Genomic DNA, 15,659 nt, shown 5'->3' with positions numbered 1-15,659 from the left:
TTGCGGATTGGCCGCCACCATGGCGGCGCTCCTGTTCAATCAGCGTAGACCGGGAAGTGCCGGCAGAATTCGCCGACCTGGCCCCTGACCCGTTCGCCGACCTCGGGATTGTCGATATCGTCGAGGATGTCGCAGATCCAGCCGGCCAGTTCGCGGCACTCGCCCTCGCGGAAACCGCGAGTGGTCACCGCTGGGGTGCCGATGCGGATGCCGGAGGTGACGAACGGGCTCTGCGGATCGTTCGGCACGGCGTTCTTGTTCACCGTGATGTGCGCCGCTCCGAGCGCCGCGTCGGCGGCCTTGCCGGTCAGCCCCTGCTTCACCAGGCTGATCAGCATCAGGTGGTTGTCGGTGCCGCCGGAAACCACGTCGTAGCCGCGCCCGATGAACACCTCGGCCATCGCCTTGGCGTTGCGGATCACCTGCGCCTGGTAGTCCTTGAAGCCCGGCTCCAGCGCTTCCTTGAAGCACACCGCCTTGGCCGCGATCACGTGCATCAGCGGGCCGCCCTGGGCGCCGGGGAATACCGCGGAGTTGAGCTTCTTCTCGATCTCCTCGTTGGCGCGCGCCAGGATCAGGCCGCCGCGCGGGCCGCGCAGGGTCTTGTGGGTGGTGGTGGTGACCACGTCGGCGAAGGGGATCGGATTCGGGTAGAGGCCGGCGGCGACCAGCCCGGCGACGTGGGCCATGTCGACGAACAGCAGCGCGCCGACCTTGTCGGCGATGGCGCGGAAGCGCGGGAAGTCGAGGGTCTTGGAGTAGGCGGAGAAGCCGGCGACGATCATCTTCGGCTTATGCTCCACGGCCAGGCGCTCGACTTCGTCGTAGTCGATCAGCCCGGTAGCGGTGTCCAGGCCGTACTGCACGGCGTTGTACAGCTTGCCGGAGGAGGACACCTTGGCGCCGTGGGTGAGATGGCCGCCGTGGGCCAGGCTCATGCCGAGGATGGTGTCGCCGGCGTTGAGCAGCGCCAGGTACACCGCGGCGTTGGCCGAGGAACCGGAATGCGGCTGGACGTTGGCGTAGTCGGCGCCGAACAGTTGCCTGGCGCGGTCGATGGCCAGCCGCTCGACCTTGTCGACGTGTTCGCAGCCGCCGTAGTAGCGCTTGCCCGGATAGCCCTCGGCATACTTGTTGGTCAGGCCGCTGCCCTGCGCCTGCATGACCCGCTTGCTGGCGTAGTTCTCCGAGGCGATCAGTTCGATGTGGTCTTCCTGCCGCCGGTCTTCGGCGTCCATCGCGGCGAGCAGTTCGTCGTCGTAGCCCTGGAGCTGGTCGTGCTTGCTGAACATGGCGCTGGCCTCTTGTCGTGTCGGTGTCAGGACGCTCGCTGGCGCGAGCGTGGCCGCGGCGCCGCTACGCAAGCGCGGCGCCGGGAAAGGGGTATCGCCGGAAACGCGAGGACGCCGCCGCTGGCGGCGCCCTCCTCGTCCGTCACTCCTCGCTGTACGCCTCGATGGGCGGGCAGGAGCAGGTCAGGTTGCGGTCGCCGTAGACGTTGTCGACGCGGCCCACCGGCGGCCAGTACTTGGCCTCCACCAGGCTGGCCAGCGGATAGGCGGCCTGCTCGCGGCTGTAGGCGTGGTTCCATTCGCCGAGCAGTTCGGCGGCGGTGTGCGGCGCGTTCTTCAGCGGGTTGTCTTCCTTGTCCAGCTCGCCGCATTCCACCGCGCGGATTTCCTCGCGGATGCGGATCATCGCGTCGCAGAAACGGTCCAGCTCGGCCTTCGACTCGCTCTCGGTGGGCTCGATCATCAGCGTGCCGGCCACCGGGAAGGACATGGTCGGCGCGTGGAAGCCGAAGTCCATCAGGCGCTTGGCCACGTCGTCGACGCTGATCCCGCTGCTGTCCTTGAGCGGACGCAGGTCGAGGATGCATTCGTGGGCGACCAGGCCGTTGCCGCCGGCGTAGAGCACCGGGTAGTGCTCCTCCAGGCGATGGGCGATGTAGTTGGCATTGAGGATGGCCATTTCCGAGGCGCGCTTGAGGCCTTCGCCGCCCATCATGCGGATGTACATCCAGGTGATCGGCAGGATGCTCGCGCTGCCGTACGGCGCCGCGCTCACCGCGCCTTCCTTGCGCTCGCCGCGAGCGTGGCCGGGGAGGAACGGCGCCAGGTGCGCGCGCACGCCGATCGGGCCGACGCCCGGGCCGCCGCCGCCGTGGGGGATGCAGAAGGTCTTGTGCAGGTTCAGGTGGGAAACGTCGCCACCGAACTTGCCCGGGGCGCACAGGCCGACCATGGCGTTCATGTTGGCGCCGTCGATGTACACCTGGCCGCCGCAGTCGTGGACGATGGCGCAGATCTCGCGGATCGCTTCCTCGAACACGCCATGGGTGGACGGATAGGTGATCATCAGCGCGGCCAGGCGTTCCTTGTGCTCGCTGGCCTTGTTGCGCAGGTCCTCGACGTCGACGTTGCCGCGCGCGTCGCAGGCCACCACCACCACGCGCATGCCGACCATGCTGGCGGTAGCCGGGTTGGTACCGTGGGCGGAGGACGGGATCAGACAGATGTCGCGCTGGCTGTCGCCGCGGCTCTGGTGGTAGGCACGGATCGCCAGCAGGCCGGCGTACTCGCCCTGGGAGCCGGCGTTGGGCTGCAACGACACGGCGTCGTAGCCGGTGGCGGAACAGAGCATCGCCTCCAGTTCGTCGGTGAGCTGGCGGTAGCCTTCGCTCTGCTCGGCCGGGGCGAACGGGTGCAGGTTGCCGAATTCGGCCCAGGTCACCGGGATCATCTCGCTGGCGGCATTCAGCTTCATGGTGCAGGAGCCCAGCGGGATCATCGTGCGGTCCAGCGCCAGGTCCTTGTCCGCCAGCTTGCGCAGGTAGCGCATCAGCTCGGTTTCCGAGTGATGGCGGTTGAAGATCGGGTGGCTGAGGATCGCCGACTGGCGCAGCAGCTCGACCGGCAGGCGGTCCCCGCTGCTGGCGGCAAGGGTGGCGAAGTCCGGGAGCGCCTGGCCCTCTTCGGCCAGCAGGCCCCAGAGGGTCTCCACGTCGGCCTGGCGGACGGTCTCGTCGAGCGACAGGCCGAGACGGCCGGCATCGATCTCGCGCAGGTTGATCCCGGCGGCGCGGGCCTTGGCATGGATCGCCGCGGTACGCGCGCCGGTGGCCAGGCTCAGGGTGTCGAAGAAATGCTTCTGCTCGACGGCCACGCCCAGGCGCTCCAGGCCGGCGGCGAGGATCGCGGTCAGCCGGTGGGTGCGCCGGGCGATGCGCAGCAGGCCCTGCGGGCCGTGGTAGACGGCGAACATGCTGGCGATGTTGGCCAGCAGCACCTGGGCGGTGCAGATGTTGCTGGTGGCCTTCTCGCGGCGGATGTGCTGCTCGCGGGTCTGCATGGCCAGGCGGTAGGCCGGCTTGCCGTGGCGGTCGATGGAGACGCCGACCAGGCGTCCCGGCATGTCCCGCTTGAAGGCGTCGCGGGTGGCGAAATAGGCCGCGTGCGGGCCGCCGAAGCCGAGCGGCACGCCGAAGCGCTGGGCGCTGCCGATGGCCACGTCGGCGCCGAACTCGCCCGGCGGGGTCAGCAGGGTCAGCGCCAGCAGGTCGGCGGCCACCGCGACCAGCGCATCGACCGCATGGAAGCGGCTGACCAGTTCGCGATAGTCGACGATCTCGCCGTCGCAGGTGGGGTATTGCAGCAACGCGCCGAAGTAGGCGGAGAAGTCTTCGATGGCGCTCTCGTCGCCGACCACCACCTCGATGCCCAGCGGCTCGGCACGGGTGCGCAGCACGTCGAGGGTCTGCGGGTGGCAATGGCGGGAGGCGAAGAATGCCTGGCTGGTGCGGTTCTTCGACAGACGCTTGCAGAAGGTCATGGCCTCGGCGGCGGCGGTCGCCTCGTCGAGCATCGAGGCGTTGGCGATCGGCAGGCCGGACAGGTCGCTGACCAGGGTCTGGAAGTTCAGCAGCGCCTCCAGGCGGCCCTGGGAGATTTCCGGCTGGTACGGCGTGTAGGCGGTGTACCAGGCCGGGTTCTCCAGGAGGTTGCGCAGGATCGGTGCCGGGGTGTGGCAGTTGTAGTAGCCCTGGCCGATGAAGGAACGCAACGCGCGATTGCGCGCGGCGATCGCCTTCAGGCTGGCCAGCGCCTCGGCCTCGCCCATGCCGGCCGGCAGGTCGAGCACGCTGCTGCCCTTGATGCTGTCGGGGATCACGTTGCCGATCAGCGCGTCCAGCGAGTCGTAGCCCAGGCGCTGGAGCATGGCCTGGGTGTCGGCGGCACGCGGGCCGATATGGCGGGCGATGAATTCGTCGTCGGTGCCCAGGTCGATGGCGCCGAGGTTCAGGTTATCGGTCATGGCGGGATCCTCAGGCGTCGGCGTTGGCGTTCAGCAGGCGGTCGTAGGCGGCCTGGTCGAGCAGCTTTTCCCAGGCGCCGGCGTCGGCCGGACGGAAACGGAAGAACCAGGCCTCGCCGAGCGGATCCTGGTTGACCAGCTCCGGGGCGTCCGGCAGCGCGTCGTTGATCGCCACCACCTCGCCGTCCAGCGGCATCAGGATGTTGCTGGCGGCCTTGACCGACTCCAGCACCGCCACTTCACTGCCGGCGGCGTGTTCGCCGAGTTCCGGCAACTGCACGAATACCACGTCACCGAGGGCGTCCTGGGCGTAGGCGGTGATGCCGACGGTCAGCAGCCCGTCGTCGTCCTGGCGCAGCCATTCGTGGTCGGTGGTAAAGCGCAACTTGCTCATGCTGGATCCTCATTGTCAGCGGGTCGCCCGGTCGGGACGGGACTTTGTTCTGCGGCTGCCCGTAGCAAGCAGGGTGCCAAGCGGCCCCGACCCTGTCGCCACGGGGCGTGGCCGGGCGCGGGGGAAACCCGGACAGGGCCGCCATGGAACGCTTTCGTTACAGACCCGCCGGACATTTCCCGAACCAGAGCGCAAACGCCTGACAGCAAAGGTTTTTCCGGCAATCGGAACGAATTCGTTCCACTCGTAACCGAAGCGTTACAGCCGATGGCACAGCCCCTGTCGCTGCAAGCTGGCGCGCAGGTGCTCGAGGAACGCGCGGACCTTCCGCGTGTTGCGCCGGTGCCCCGGATAGAGGACATGGATGGAGGGCCCGAACGGCCCCGGGTCGAAGTGGTAGTCGCCGAGCAGGCGCACCAGCCGCCCTTCACCGAGCAGCGGCGCGACGCTCCACTGCGGGCAGAACTGCAGGCCCAGCCCGGCCAGCAGGTGGGCGAGCAGGAAGTCGTAGTTGTCGCTGGCCAGTCGCGGGCGCGGCTGGTCGATACGCTGGCGGGCGCCGTCGCGCTCCATCCACCAGAAGTTCTGGTTCAGCGAAGGGTGCTGGAAGACCAGCCAGGCGTGCCGCTCGAAGTCCTCCGGGCCTTGCGGCGCGGGTTGCCGCGCCAGGTAGGCGGGGCTGGCGCAAAGCACGATCTGATTCGGCGCCAGCGGCCGCGCCACCAGCCCCGGCAGGTCGATGGGGCCGTCGCGCAGGCCGAGGTCGTAGCCGCCTTCGCTGAGATCGAGGAAGGTTTCGTCGAGGTCCACCCGCAGGCTGATCCGCGGATGCGCCTCGAGGAAGCTGGCGCAGGCCTGCTGGAGGAACGCCGCGGCGAACGACGGCGGCGCGGCGAGGCGCAGTTCGCCGCGCAACTCCGACTCCAGCAGTTCGATCTCCTGCCCCGCCGTGCGCAGCGTTTCCAGGGACTGACGAGCCGCCTCCAGGTAGATCTGCCCGGCCTCGGTCAGCGCCAGGCTGCGGGTGGTGCGCTCGAACAGGCGGGCACCGAGTTCCGCTTCCAGGTGGGCGACGGCCTTGGTCAGCGCCGAGGGCGTCTTGCCCAGGCGCTCGGCGCCACGGCTGAAGCTACCGGTTTCGGCAGTGGCGACGAACATCGCCAGGGCATTCAATTTGTCCATCGACTCCTTCCGTTCCGGCACAAGTGTTGTGCGTCGCGCCCGGTTCTGCCGGGCCGGCGCTTTGGCTAGTCTCGCCTTGCCCGGGCCACGCTACACAAGACCAAGAAGCAAAGGAAACCACCATGAAGCAACGGATTCCCACCCTCCTCGCCGGCGCCTGCCTGGCCATCCCCCTGCACGCCCTCGGCGCCGCCGACCTGCTGGTGGTCAACGCCAGGATCTTCACCGCCAATCCGCAGCAACCCTTCGCCGAGGCCCTGGCGGTGGAGGACGGGCGGATCCTCGCAGTCGGCGACGAGGCCGGGCTGCGCGCCCTGGCCGATGGCGACAGCCAGGTCGTCGATCTCGGCGGCAAGCGCCTGATGCCCGGCCTGATCGACACCCATTCGCACGCGGTGTTCGGCGGCCTGGAGCTGGCCGGCGCGGACATGGGCAACGAACAGGTCGGCCTCGACGAACTGGAACGGCGCCTGCGCGCCTGGCGCGACAACGGCAAGGCGCGACATGGCGACATGCTCAATGTCAGCGGCATGCATACCGCCTACTGGAGCCAGGTCAAGGACTTCCGAGCGCGATTCGACCACGGCGAATGGGCCGACCAGCCGCTGGCCTTCATCGGTAGCGACCACCACACCGGCTGGGCCAACGCCGCCATGCTGAAACGCGCCGGCATCGACGCCGCGCGGGTCCGCGCCCTGCCCGAGGAACAGCGCAACACCATCGGCCACGACGCCGACGCCACCCCCAACGGCTTCCTCGCCGATGCCGGTCTCGACGCGGTGCTCGCGGTACTGCCGGCGCCGAGCGCGGAACAGATGCTAGAAGCCGGACGCAGCGCGGTGCGCTACAGCAACTCGCTGGGCCTGACCGCATGGATGGACCCGGCCGCCAATGGCTCGCCGGGCGATGCCCTGTTCAGCCTCAGGCCCGACGAGAACACCGTCGGCGTGCTACCGGTCTACCAGCGGCTGGCCAAGAGCGGCGAACTCAGTGCCCACGTCGCCGCCCTCCTGGTCGCCAACCCACGCAGCCGGCCGACCGACCTCGAGGTGCTGGACAAGGTGCGCCAGCGCTTCCTCGGCAGCCCCAACCTGACCCTGCCGGGAATCAAGGTGTTCGCCGACGGCGTACCGGAATACCCGGCGCAGACCGCCGCGCTCCTCGAGCCCTACCGCAACAGCAGGAAGACGGGCGAACTGCTGATCGACCCGGCGCACTTCGGCGAACTGGTCAGCGCCGCCGACGCCCGCGGCTGGCTGGTCCACGTCCACGCCATCGGCGACCGCGCGGTGCGCGAGGCGCTGAACGGCATGCAGCAGGCGCGGCGCGATCGCGACAGCGGCATCGCCCATTCGATTACCCACCTGCAACTGGTCAATCCCAAGGAGTTCGAGCGCTTCAGGCCGCTTGGCGTGATCGCCTCGATGCAGCTGTACTGGGCCGCCGCCGACGAAACCACGGTGGACCTGATGAAGCCCTATATCAGTGCCTTCGCCTACCGCTACCAGTACCCGGCGCACTCCCTGCTGAGCAAGGGCGCGACCATCGCCGGGGCCAGCGACTGGCCGGTGTCCAGCCTGTCGCCGTGGAAGGCCATCCAGCAGGCGGTGACCCGCAAGGGCCCGCAGGGCGTGCTCAACGCCGGCGAACGCCTGGACCGCCAGACCATGTTCTACGCCTACACCCGCAACGCTGCGCGGACCATCGGCCTGGAGCACCGGATCGGCAGCCTGGAGCCGGGCAAGCAGGCGGACTTCATCGTCCTCGACCGCGACGTGTTCGAGGTGCCGGAGACGCAACTGGGCGAAACCAAGGTGCTGAAGACCTGGTTCGCCGGCAAGCCGGTGTATTCCAGCGAGGGCTGAGCCCGCTTCAGGCGCGCGGACCGATGCCGTACTTGCGCAGGCGGTGGGCGATGGCGGTGTGCGAGGTTTGCAGGCGCGCCGCCAACTGGCGGGTCGATGGATAGCTGACGTAGAGCTTCTCCAGCAGGGCTTTCTCGAAGCCCTCCACCGCCTCCTCCAGGCTGCCCACCTCGCCGTCGTTCTGCCGCGCCACGGCGGTGCCGGCGATCTCCAGGTCGCCGATATCCACCAGGCTGCTCTCGCAGATCGCAGCGGCACGGAAGATCACGTTCTGCAACTGGCGCACGTTGCCCGGCCAGCGGTTGCTCAGCAGCGCCGGGTAGGTGCCCGGCGCCAGCCGGCACACCGGGCGCTGGATCTGCGCACAGGCCTGCTGCATGAAGTGCCGCGCCAGCAGCAGGATGTCGTGGCCGCGCTCTCGCAACGGCGGGACTTCCAGGCTGAGCACGTTGAGGCGGTAGAACAGGTCCTCGCGGAAGCTGCCCTCGGCGACCATCTTCTCCAGGTTGCGGTGGGTGGCGCTGAGGATCCGCACGTCGACCCTCACCTCGCGGTCGCCGCCGACCCGGCGGAAGCTGCCGTCGCTGAGGAAGCGCAGCAGCTTGGCTTGCAGATAGGGGGACATCTCGCCGATCTCGTCGAGGAACACCGTGCCCTGGTGGGCCAGCTCCAGCAGGCCCGGCTTGCCGCCGCGCTGGGCGCCGGTGAAGGCGCCGGGGGCGTAGCCGAACAGCTCGCTTTCGGCCAGGTTCTCCGGCAACGCCGCGCAGTTCAGCGCCAGGAACGGCGAGTTGTGCCGCGCACTCAGGGCATGGCAGCCGCGCGCCACCAGTTCCTTGCCGGTACCGGTCTCGCCGTGGATCAGCAGCGGCGCGTCGAGCGCCGCCACGCGCTGCGCACGGGTCTTCAGGGTGCGGATCGGCTGGGAATCGCCGAGGAGCATCTCGAACCCCTCGGCATGGTCATGGTGCAAGGCCGCCAGGCGCTCGCCGATGCGGTTCGGTTCGTAGAGGGTCAACAGGCCGCCGGCCAGGTGCCGCTCGCCCTCGCCCGGCCCTTCGGTGATCGGCGTGGCATCGAGCAGCAGGGCCTGGCCCATGAAGGTCACTTCGCGCAGCGGCAGGCGGAAGCCCTGCTCGACCAGCGCATCCTCCAGGGTTTCATCGTCGAACAGGCTGGCCAGCCGCTCGCCGGCCGGGTCGCGTCCGCAGCGCTCGCTGAAGGCCGGGTTGGCCAGCAGCACCAGGCCCTTGCCGTCCACCGCCAGCACCGGATCGGCCATCGCCGCCAGCAACGCATCGAGCTGCAAGCGGCGGCGCTGGCCAGGAAGGATGTCGACCACGGTCATCGCCTGCACGCCACGGATGCCCAGCAGCGCTGCGCGCAGTTCCTCCAGCACTTCGGGACTGAGGGTCGGCGCGTCGATGTAGACGTTCGGCGGCACCATTTCCACCGCATCCAGGTTCAGGTTGCGCCCACCCAGCAGCGCCAGCACCTCCTGGGTGATGCCGACACGGTCGATGAAGGAGACGTGGATGCGCATGCGGGAACCTGGACTGCGGCGACGCTCGCCATAAAGCCGTCGATTGTACGGCCTGGCGCCGCCCAGCCCAAGGGGCCGGCGTCAGGGTACGGGGCGCAGCGCCTCGCTGCGGGTGCGGTGGCTCCAGTCGCCCTCGTCGTCCATCACGGTTTCGGTCACCAGCACCCGGCCCGGCTGCTGCGGGTCGGCCTTGTACAGCACCAGTTCGGCCTCGGCGTCGTCCCAGGTGGTGGAGATGTCCGGCAGCACCCGCACCCACTCGCCGTCGCGGATTTCCAGCAGCGACGACTTGGTCCAGGTGCTGGTCCACCAGGTACGCAGCAGTTGCAGGCGCTCGCGGCCGCTGTCGTCGAGGCCGCCGAGGACGCTGAGCACCGCGCCGGTGCAACTGCCCAGCGGCTTGGGCGGGACGCGCGCGTCGGCGCTCCAGAGGTCGCAGCGGCAATCCTCGTATTCGTCGCACAAGGCGGCGCTGTTCGGCGCGTGGGCCACTACCCAGGCGAAGTCCGCCTCGGTACCGGCGAAGCGGCCGCGAGCCAGCGGGGTGTACCGCGGGTCGACGGCGTAGCGGGTGATCTCGTCGCTCTCGCCGACGAAGCGCCAGGTATCGCCAGGCCCGGCGCGCTCGGCCAGGAGCAGCCCCGGATAGTTGCGCAGGCGTCCGTCGAGGCGTACCTGCTTGACGAAGCGCACCTCGTAGCGGCCTTCCTGGTCGCCCGGCACGATCTGCGGCGCAGCGACGATGCGCTGCTCGAAGTCGGGATGGCGGGCGAAGAAGGCCTGCTTGGCGGAGAGGGTGCGCTCGCGCGTCTGCGCGCGGCCATAGTAGTCCAGGCGCGGCGCATAGACCCCTTCCAGGGCCTTGCCGCTGCGTTGCCCGTGGGCGGCCTGCCAGCGCTGGAACAGGCCGAGGATTTCGCTTTCGGCGGCAGCCTGGACCAGCGCTGGGTACAGGCAGAAGAGCGCGGCGCAGAATACCGGGCGCAAGAGTCGGCGCATCGAGAACATCCTTGTCGTTCGATTGAGGCGAACGCCGATTGTCCCCTATCCGCCGACGCTGGCAAATGGCCCTGGACGATTTTTTCCGATTCCGCAACGCGGTGGGCATTGCGAATACGCTCCGGACAGCCTTCCCCATCTCCAGGCCGCGGCACGGCGGATAACCGCAAGCGGCTATCCGCCCCACGCCAGCCAGCCGGCTCAATGCGTCGGCAACAAGGCCTGCAACCCTTCGGCAAGCTCCAGGCTCCACGCCGCGTAGTCGTGACCGCCGGGGAACTCACGGTAGTGCAGCGGGTAGCCCTTGCCTTGCAGCGCCGCGCGCAGGCTGCGGTTGCTGCCGAGAATGCCGTCCGCCTCGGGCTCCTCGAGCAGGCCGGAACTGAGGAAGAACGCCAGCGGCAAACGCTCGCCAGCGGCGAACTGCCGTACCAGCCACTGAGGCTGCTGCTCGTCCGGCCCCCACCAGAACGAGCCGGACAGGCTCAGCACCTTGCCGAAGCGTTCCGGATAACGGTAGGCGATGCAGCCCGAGGCCAGCCCGCCGTAGCTGGAACCGGAAAGCACGCGATCGGCAGGCTCCTCGCTCAATGCATAGCGCTGCTGCAACCAGGGCAGCAACTCGTGGGCGAGCATGTCGGCGAAGGCCTCGTTGCAGGGCAGCTCGCGGCCCCGGCTGCTGGCGTCGACATTGCCGACAATCACCGCCAGGGTCGGGCGGATACGCCCGGCGGCGATCAGGTTGTCGAGGATGGTCGGGGTCGGTACGTCGCGCGCGTAGTGGTCCTCGTCGAACAGCACCAGCAGCGGATAGCGCTGGCCCTCTGGGTCGTAGCCCGGCGGCGTGTAGAGCGTCAGCTGGCGCTGGTTGGCCAGGGCCTGGCTGCTATAGCCGAGGCGCTCCACCTTGCCGCGCGGCACGTCCTTGCGCGGCTGGTCCCAGGTCTCGGCAGGGGCGCCGCCGAGCTGCACCAGCGAGGCCTGCTCGGCCCGCGGCAGCGCGCGGCTGTTGAGCCACGGCGTACGGCTCAGCGGGTCCGGCCGCGCCGCCGCCTGCAACGCCAGGCGCAAGGTGCCGCGATCGGCCTGTTGCAGGTCCGGCAGGTCGGCGCTGAGCTGGTAGGAAACCCGCGCGTCGCGGCGCAGCGGCAGGCTCAGGTAGCGCACGTCGCTGCCGGCCAGGGCCTCGAAGCGGCGGGTGTTGACCTCCGGGGTCGGCCACAGCAGGCGCACGTCGCCGGGACGCTGCTGGCGCCAGAGGAAGGTGACCAGCACACGTTCGGCATCCAGCGGCTCCACCAGCGGCGTGCCCTGCTTCGCCACCTGCTTCCAGAACGCCTTCAGCGCGCCGGGGCGCTTTTCCGCAAGCTCCGCCTGCAGGCGTTGCAGGGTCGGGCTCTGCGGCGCCGGCGAATCAAGCGCCGGGGTCTGCGGGGTGAGGCGCTGGGTGGGGATCAGGGTCAGTGCGGTGTCTTCGTCGGCGCTGAAGGTCAGGCGCAGGCCCTGGCGCTCGCCGGCCTGCAGGCCGAGCGACTGGCGTCCGGCCAGCTCCGTCGCGCGCAACGCCTTGCCGTCGGGCGTGGTGGCGCGCAGGCGGACGCGGCCGCGGTCGACCTCCAGGTCGAGCAACTGCAACTCGCCGGGGGCAAGGTCGAGGTAGCGCTGGCGGCTCTCGCCGGCAGCGATCTCGATGCGGCCATCGGCCAGCGGCACGGGCTGGGCGGCCTGGGCCGGGGTCAGCAGGTTGAGGAAAAGCAACAACGAGGTGGAAACGGCAGACATGGAATCTCCCTTCGAATAGGCGCCGCCATCCGGGCGGCTCACCGGAAGAGACGTACGATCACAGCGGAAATTTGCCGCTGTGATCCAGGCTAGAGCGGTTGCGCCGCGACTGGAGTAGAATCCGCCGCCTCGAAAACCGTCCGAAGGAAAATTCCGATGACCTCCCGTCTGCTGCCCGCCCTGTTGCTCTCGTCCGCATTCGCCGTCCTGGCCGGCTGCTCCACCCCGACCATCGTCACCCTCAACGATGGCCGCGAGATCCAGGCGGTGGATACCCCGCGCTATGATCGTAGTTCCGGCTTCTACGAACTGGAGCAACTGGACGGCAAGCGCACCCGCGTCAACAAGGACCAGGTGCGCAGCATCAAGGACATGTAATCCCCCGGACCCGCCATCCGCGCGGTGGCGCACTCCAGGGAAGGAGTCGAACCATGCGATCCGACCTGCACGAGGCCAACCGGCTGTCGTGGAACGCCGCCACCCGGGCGCACAACAGCCACAAGGCCGACCAGGCCGCCTTCTTCCGCAACGGCGGTTCCACGCTCTATCCCGAGGAACTGCAACTGCTCGGCCATCTCGACGGCCTGCGCCTGCTGCATCTGCAATGCAACGCCGGACAGGACAGCCTGAGCCTGGCGCGCCTTGGCGCCCGCGTCACCGGGGTCGACATCGCCGACAGCGCCATCGACTTCGCCCGCCAGCTGTCCCGCGACAGCGGCATCGCCGCCGACTTCCAGCGCGACGACATCCTCCGCTGGCTGCCCGTCGCCGCCACCCGTGGCGAACGCTTCGAACGGGTCTTCGCCTCCTACGGCACGCTGGTCTGGCTCTCCGACCTCAAGCGCTGGGCCGACGGCATCGCCCAGGTACTGGTTCCCGGCGGGCGCTTCGTCCTGGTGGAGTTCCATCCTTTCGCCCTGTACTTCGACCCACACTGGCAACCGGCCTACGACTACTTCAGCCGCGAGCCGATCGCCGAGAGCGGCGTCAGCGACTACGTCGCCGAGTCCGGCGCCAGCCTGGCGCCCTCCGGCTACCGCGCCGGCGTCGAGAACTTCAGCAACCCTCATCCCAGCTACGAGTTCCAGTGGGGCCTGGCCGATGTGATCGGCGCCCTGCTCGGCGCCGGCCTGCAACTCGAACGGCTGGAGGAATACCCCTACGCCAACGGCTGGGCCGGCTTCGACGGCATGCGCGACGGCGGCGGCGGACGCATGCTGCCGCCCGCCGATCGTCCGCGCCTGCCGCTGATGTACGGCCTCAGCGCAAGGAAACCACGATGACCGAAGAACGCCTGCTGCGCCGCGACGAAATCCCCCTGGTCTGGGAGATCGACCGCAGCGAAGTGATCGAACACCTGTATTCCGTCGAGGCCGGCCAACTGGTGCTGCGCCCCGAGTTCTACGACATGCGCGGCTGGCCGGAGGGCGAGGCCGAGCATTACACGCCGATCCTGCTCGACTGCTTCGACCGCGGCGGCTGGTTCCTCGGCCTGTTCGACCAGGGCCGCCTGATCGGCGCGGTAGTCCTCGACCCACGCCGCCTCGGCCCCGAGCGCGACTGGCTGCAACTGAAGTTCCTCCACCTCAGCCACGCCTACCGCCGCCGCGGCCTCGGCGCCCACCTCTTCCACCTCGCCGCCACCCAGGCCCGCCACCTCGGCGCCAGCGCGCTCTACGTTTCGGCTACGCCGTCGCAGAACACGGTGGATTTCTATATGAGACTCGGATGCCGGCTGTGCATGGAACCGGATGAGGAGTTGTATCGGTTGGAGCCGGAGGATGTTCATCTGGTCTATGGGTTAGGGGGTAGCAAGTAGCGCACCGAGGATCGAGTCTCATTGCGGACTATAAGCTGGTGAGCAGATAAAAAGGAAGTTCTTTTCAGGTGATCATCAGATCATTCGAATACGCTCATTCAGAGTTCTAACAGAGCGTCACGACTCCATAGAGCAGAGTACGCTAGCCCCTATGAATTACACACTTTCATACTTCCCCAACCTAGATATCTTTAATCGAATTTACTCCAGGAGACCTAGGTGAAGAAACCACACCTGTTACTTATTTTATTTGCATCCCTGCTTGCAACAGAGATGTGCTTTGGCGAGGACATCTATAGATGGCGAGTTACCTTCTACTCAAGCAGTACCTCACGCTCGCCCTCTGAATCCTGTGAGAAAGCTCGACAGGTTGCTGATCGCACCGAAAGTAGCTGGGCATTTACCGAGGCCGTGCCGGTTGTGAGCCCTTCGGGAGACGTGTTTATGGGATATTGCCGTGTCACGTATCATTACCGCGAAAAGCCTAGCGATGTTCGCCACTGTGATGGTGATTGCCCTAATTGGCGTTTGATTCGTGAAGGTTCATCGTGCCCCCTGGGGGCTGAGTACAATCAGCAAACGGGGGAATGCGATTGCCGTCCTGGTCACGAAATGGATGACTCTGGTTGTAAGCTTCCAGATAAAAACGGCCTCGAAAAGGGACCGCCTCCACCAGAGGGCTGTGCAGGAAATCCGGTTAATATCACCAATGGCAACAAATACCAAGTTGAACACGACTTAAGTATTCCGATCCCGTTGACCCGTTACTACAACGGCCTGGACGGCTTGTGGCGACATTCGTATTCTGCGCGTATAACACGCAAGGGTGATGGCTTCCTACTCTACCGCGAAAACGGAAAAGCCTCGGAGTTCACGGGATCGGGAAAAGATCTAACCTCCATCACAGATCTGGGCAGGCTTAGCCGGTTACCAGGAAAGTTTAGCTACACCTCCGAACTCAACGAAGTGATGGAGTTCGACCAGAATGGAATACTCACTAAACTCACCACCAAGGAAGGTCGCAAGTATCGTGTAGAGCGAGGCGCTAATCTTACGATTAGCGACGAGCATGGCAACAAGCTCGTTCTCTCGGAGGGAACCAACCATCAACTCCTTCGCGCTCAGACAGGGGGTATATCCATTGAGTACACATACGACAAGGAACAGCGACTCACTTCGGTAACACGAACAGATGGGCAATACAGCACGAAAACACAGTACCTCTATGACGACCCGAGGAACATAAAACTACTTACAGGCATCCAGGATAACAATAATCGCCGGTTCGCCACCTGGGCCTACGACAACCAAGGCCGCGCCATCTCCAGCGAACACGCCAACGGCGCCGAAAAGGTCTCCCTCGCCTACAACGATGACGGCTCCACCACCGTCACCAACGAATACGGCAAGCAGGCCACCTACCGCTTCCAGGTGATCCAGGGCATCAAGCGCATCGTCGCCATCGAAGGCGAACCCTCTCCCAACTGCCCCAGCAGCAATTCCACCTTCACCTATGACGAACGCGGACTGCTCACCAGCAAACGCGACAACAACGGCAACCTGACCACCTACCAGTACAGCGCCCGTGGCCTGGAGACCTCGCGCACCGAGGCCGCCGGCACTGCACAAGCGCGCACCATCACAACCGACTGGCACCCGACCCTGTTCCTCCCGGTGCAGGTCAGCGAGCCCGGCCGGATCACCCGCTACCAGTACGACGCCGAGGGACGCAAGACCGGCGAGACCGTCACCACCCGCTGA

The 15,659-nt window shown here is 67.3% G+C and carries 12 protein-coding genes; 5 read left to right on the top strand and 7 right to left on the bottom strand.

The genetic code is table 11. The features are described from left to right. Nucleotides 1–35 precede the first annotated feature (35 nt). The 4 genes from glyA to AT700_RS12740 all read right to left on the bottom strand — a co-directional run bounded on the left by glyA (nucleotide 36) and on the right by AT700_RS12740 (nucleotide 5,890). Nucleotides 36–1,292, bottom strand: a complete 1,257-nt coding sequence (glyA, locus tag AT700_RS12755; RefSeq protein ID WP_003162506.1) for a serine hydroxymethyltransferase — start codon at nucleotides 1,290–1,292, stop codon at nucleotides 36–38. Nucleotides 1,293–1,434: 142 nt separating this feature from the next. After that, nucleotides 1,435–4,314, bottom strand: coding sequence for an aminomethyl-transferring glycine dehydrogenase (gcvP, locus tag AT700_RS12750; protein ID WP_019395834.1), 2,880 nt, complete (start codon nucleotides 4,312–4,314; stop codon nucleotides 1,435–1,437). A 10-nt stretch (nucleotides 4,315–4,324) separates the two neighbouring features. Then, on the bottom strand, nucleotides 4,325–4,708 hold the full coding sequence (gene gcvH, locus AT700_RS12745) for a glycine cleavage system protein GcvH (RefSeq protein ID WP_003089718.1): 384 nt from the start codon (nucleotides 4,706–4,708) through the stop codon (nucleotides 4,325–4,327). 258 nt (nucleotides 4,709–4,966) lie between these two features. Beyond that, nucleotides 4,967–5,890: a LysR family transcriptional regulator gene (locus tag AT700_RS12740; RefSeq protein WP_003089722.1), complete on the bottom strand. Its 924-nt coding sequence runs from the start codon at nucleotides 5,888–5,890 to the stop codon at nucleotides 4,967–4,969. A gap of 122 nt (nucleotides 5,891–6,012) precedes the next feature. Between AT700_RS12740 and AT700_RS12735 the strand changes: the two genes are divergently transcribed. Next, nucleotides 6,013–7,755 carry an amidohydrolase gene (locus tag AT700_RS12735; protein WP_023122489.1) on the top strand — a complete coding sequence of 581 codons (1,743 nt, stop codon included), beginning with the start codon at nucleotides 6,013–6,015 and terminating at the stop codon, nucleotides 7,753–7,755. A 7-nt stretch (nucleotides 7,756–7,762) separates the two neighbouring features. Here the strand turns inward: AT700_RS12735 and AT700_RS12730 are convergent, their stop codons facing one another. The 3 genes from AT700_RS12730 to AT700_RS12720 all read right to left on the bottom strand — a co-directional run bounded on the left by AT700_RS12730 (nucleotide 7,763) and on the right by AT700_RS12720 (nucleotide 12,079). Next, nucleotides 7,763–9,298, bottom strand: a complete 1,536-nt coding sequence (locus AT700_RS12730) for a sigma-54-dependent transcriptional regulator (RefSeq protein WP_003105794.1) — start codon at nucleotides 9,296–9,298, stop codon at nucleotides 7,763–7,765. Between the two features lie 81 nt (nucleotides 9,299–9,379). Continuing rightward, nucleotides 9,380–10,297, bottom strand: coding sequence for a hypothetical protein (locus AT700_RS12725; protein ID WP_023122488.1), 918 nt, complete (start codon nucleotides 10,295–10,297; stop codon nucleotides 9,380–9,382). Between the two features lie 201 nt (nucleotides 10,298–10,498). After that, nucleotides 10,499–12,079, bottom strand: a complete 1,581-nt coding sequence (locus AT700_RS12720) for an alpha/beta hydrolase (RefSeq protein ID WP_023122487.1) — start codon at nucleotides 12,077–12,079, stop codon at nucleotides 10,499–10,501. 156 nt (nucleotides 12,080–12,235) lie between these two features. On the opposite strand from AT700_RS12720, the gene AT700_RS12715 reads away from it, so the two are divergent. The 4 genes from AT700_RS12715 to AT700_RS29460 all read left to right on the top strand — a co-directional run bounded on the left by AT700_RS12715 (nucleotide 12,236) and on the right by AT700_RS29460 (nucleotide 15,659). Beyond that, nucleotides 12,236–12,457: a YgdI/YgdR family lipoprotein gene (locus tag AT700_RS12715; RefSeq protein ID WP_003089729.1), complete on the top strand. Its 222-nt coding sequence runs from the start codon at nucleotides 12,236–12,238 to the stop codon at nucleotides 12,455–12,457. A 53-nt stretch (nucleotides 12,458–12,510) separates the two neighbouring features. Beyond that, a complete protein-coding gene (locus tag AT700_RS12710; RefSeq protein WP_003089732.1) occupies nucleotides 12,511–13,362 on the top strand; it encodes a class I SAM-dependent methyltransferase in 852 nt (283 codons plus the stop codon). Continuing rightward, nucleotides 13,359–13,898: a GNAT family N-acetyltransferase gene (locus tag AT700_RS12705; RefSeq protein ID WP_023122486.1), complete on the top strand. Its 540-nt coding sequence runs from the start codon at nucleotides 13,359–13,361 to the stop codon at nucleotides 13,896–13,898. The genes AT700_RS12710 and AT700_RS12705 overlap by 4 nt, the downstream gene beginning before the upstream one ends. 219 nt (nucleotides 13,899–14,117) lie before the next feature. Beyond that, on the top strand, nucleotides 14,118–15,659 hold the full coding sequence (locus AT700_RS29460) for a DUF6531 domain-containing protein (RefSeq protein WP_235438627.1): 1,542 nt from the start codon (nucleotides 14,118–14,120) through the stop codon (nucleotides 15,657–15,659).

Origin of the sequence: Pseudomonas aeruginosa, from assembly GCF_001457615.1 — a bacterium.
Classification (GTDB): domain Bacteria; phylum Pseudomonadota; class Gammaproteobacteria; order Pseudomonadales; family Pseudomonadaceae; genus Pseudomonas; species Pseudomonas aeruginosa.
Note: the sequence above shows the minus strand (reverse complement) of the source record. Positions and strands in the feature narration are given on the sequence as shown.

Excerpts from the sequence above, each read along its gene's own strand:
- gcvP (WP_019395834.1), bottom strand. The coding sequence starts at position 4,314 with ATGACCGATAACCTGAACCTCGGCGCCATCGACCTGGGCACCGACGAC.
- AT700_RS12725 (WP_023122488.1), bottom strand. The coding sequence starts at position 10,297 with ATGCGCCGACTCTTGCGCCCGGTATTCTGCGCCGCGCTCTTCTGCCTG.
- glyA (WP_003162506.1), bottom strand. The coding sequence starts at position 1,292 with ATGTTCAGCAAGCACGACCAGCTCCAGGGCTACGACGACGAACTGCTC.
- AT700_RS12710 (WP_003089732.1), top strand. The coding sequence starts at position 12,511 with ATGCGATCCGACCTGCACGAGGCCAACCGGCTGTCGTGGAACGCCGCC.
- AT700_RS12735 (WP_023122489.1), top strand. The coding sequence starts at position 6,013 with ATGAAGCAACGGATTCCCACCCTCCTCGCCGGCGCCTGCCTGGCCATC.
- AT700_RS12720 (WP_023122487.1), bottom strand. The coding sequence starts at position 12,079 with ATGTCTGCCGTTTCCACCTCGTTGTTGCTTTTCCTCAACCTGCTGACC.
- AT700_RS12730 (WP_003105794.1), bottom strand. The coding sequence starts at position 9,298 with ATGCGCATCCACGTCTCCTTCATCGACCGTGTCGGCATCACCCAGGAG.
- gcvH (WP_003089718.1), bottom strand. The coding sequence starts at position 4,708 with ATGAGCAAGTTGCGCTTTACCACCGACCACGAATGGCTGCGCCAGGAC.
- AT700_RS12715 (WP_003089729.1), top strand. The coding sequence starts at position 12,236 with ATGACCTCCCGTCTGCTGCCCGCCCTGTTGCTCTCGTCCGCATTCGCC.
- AT700_RS12705 (WP_023122486.1), top strand. The coding sequence starts at position 13,359 with ATGACCGAAGAACGCCTGCTGCGCCGCGACGAAATCCCCCTGGTCTGG.
- AT700_RS12740 (WP_003089722.1), bottom strand. The coding sequence starts at position 5,890 with ATGGACAAATTGAATGCCCTGGCGATGTTCGTCGCCACTGCCGAAACC.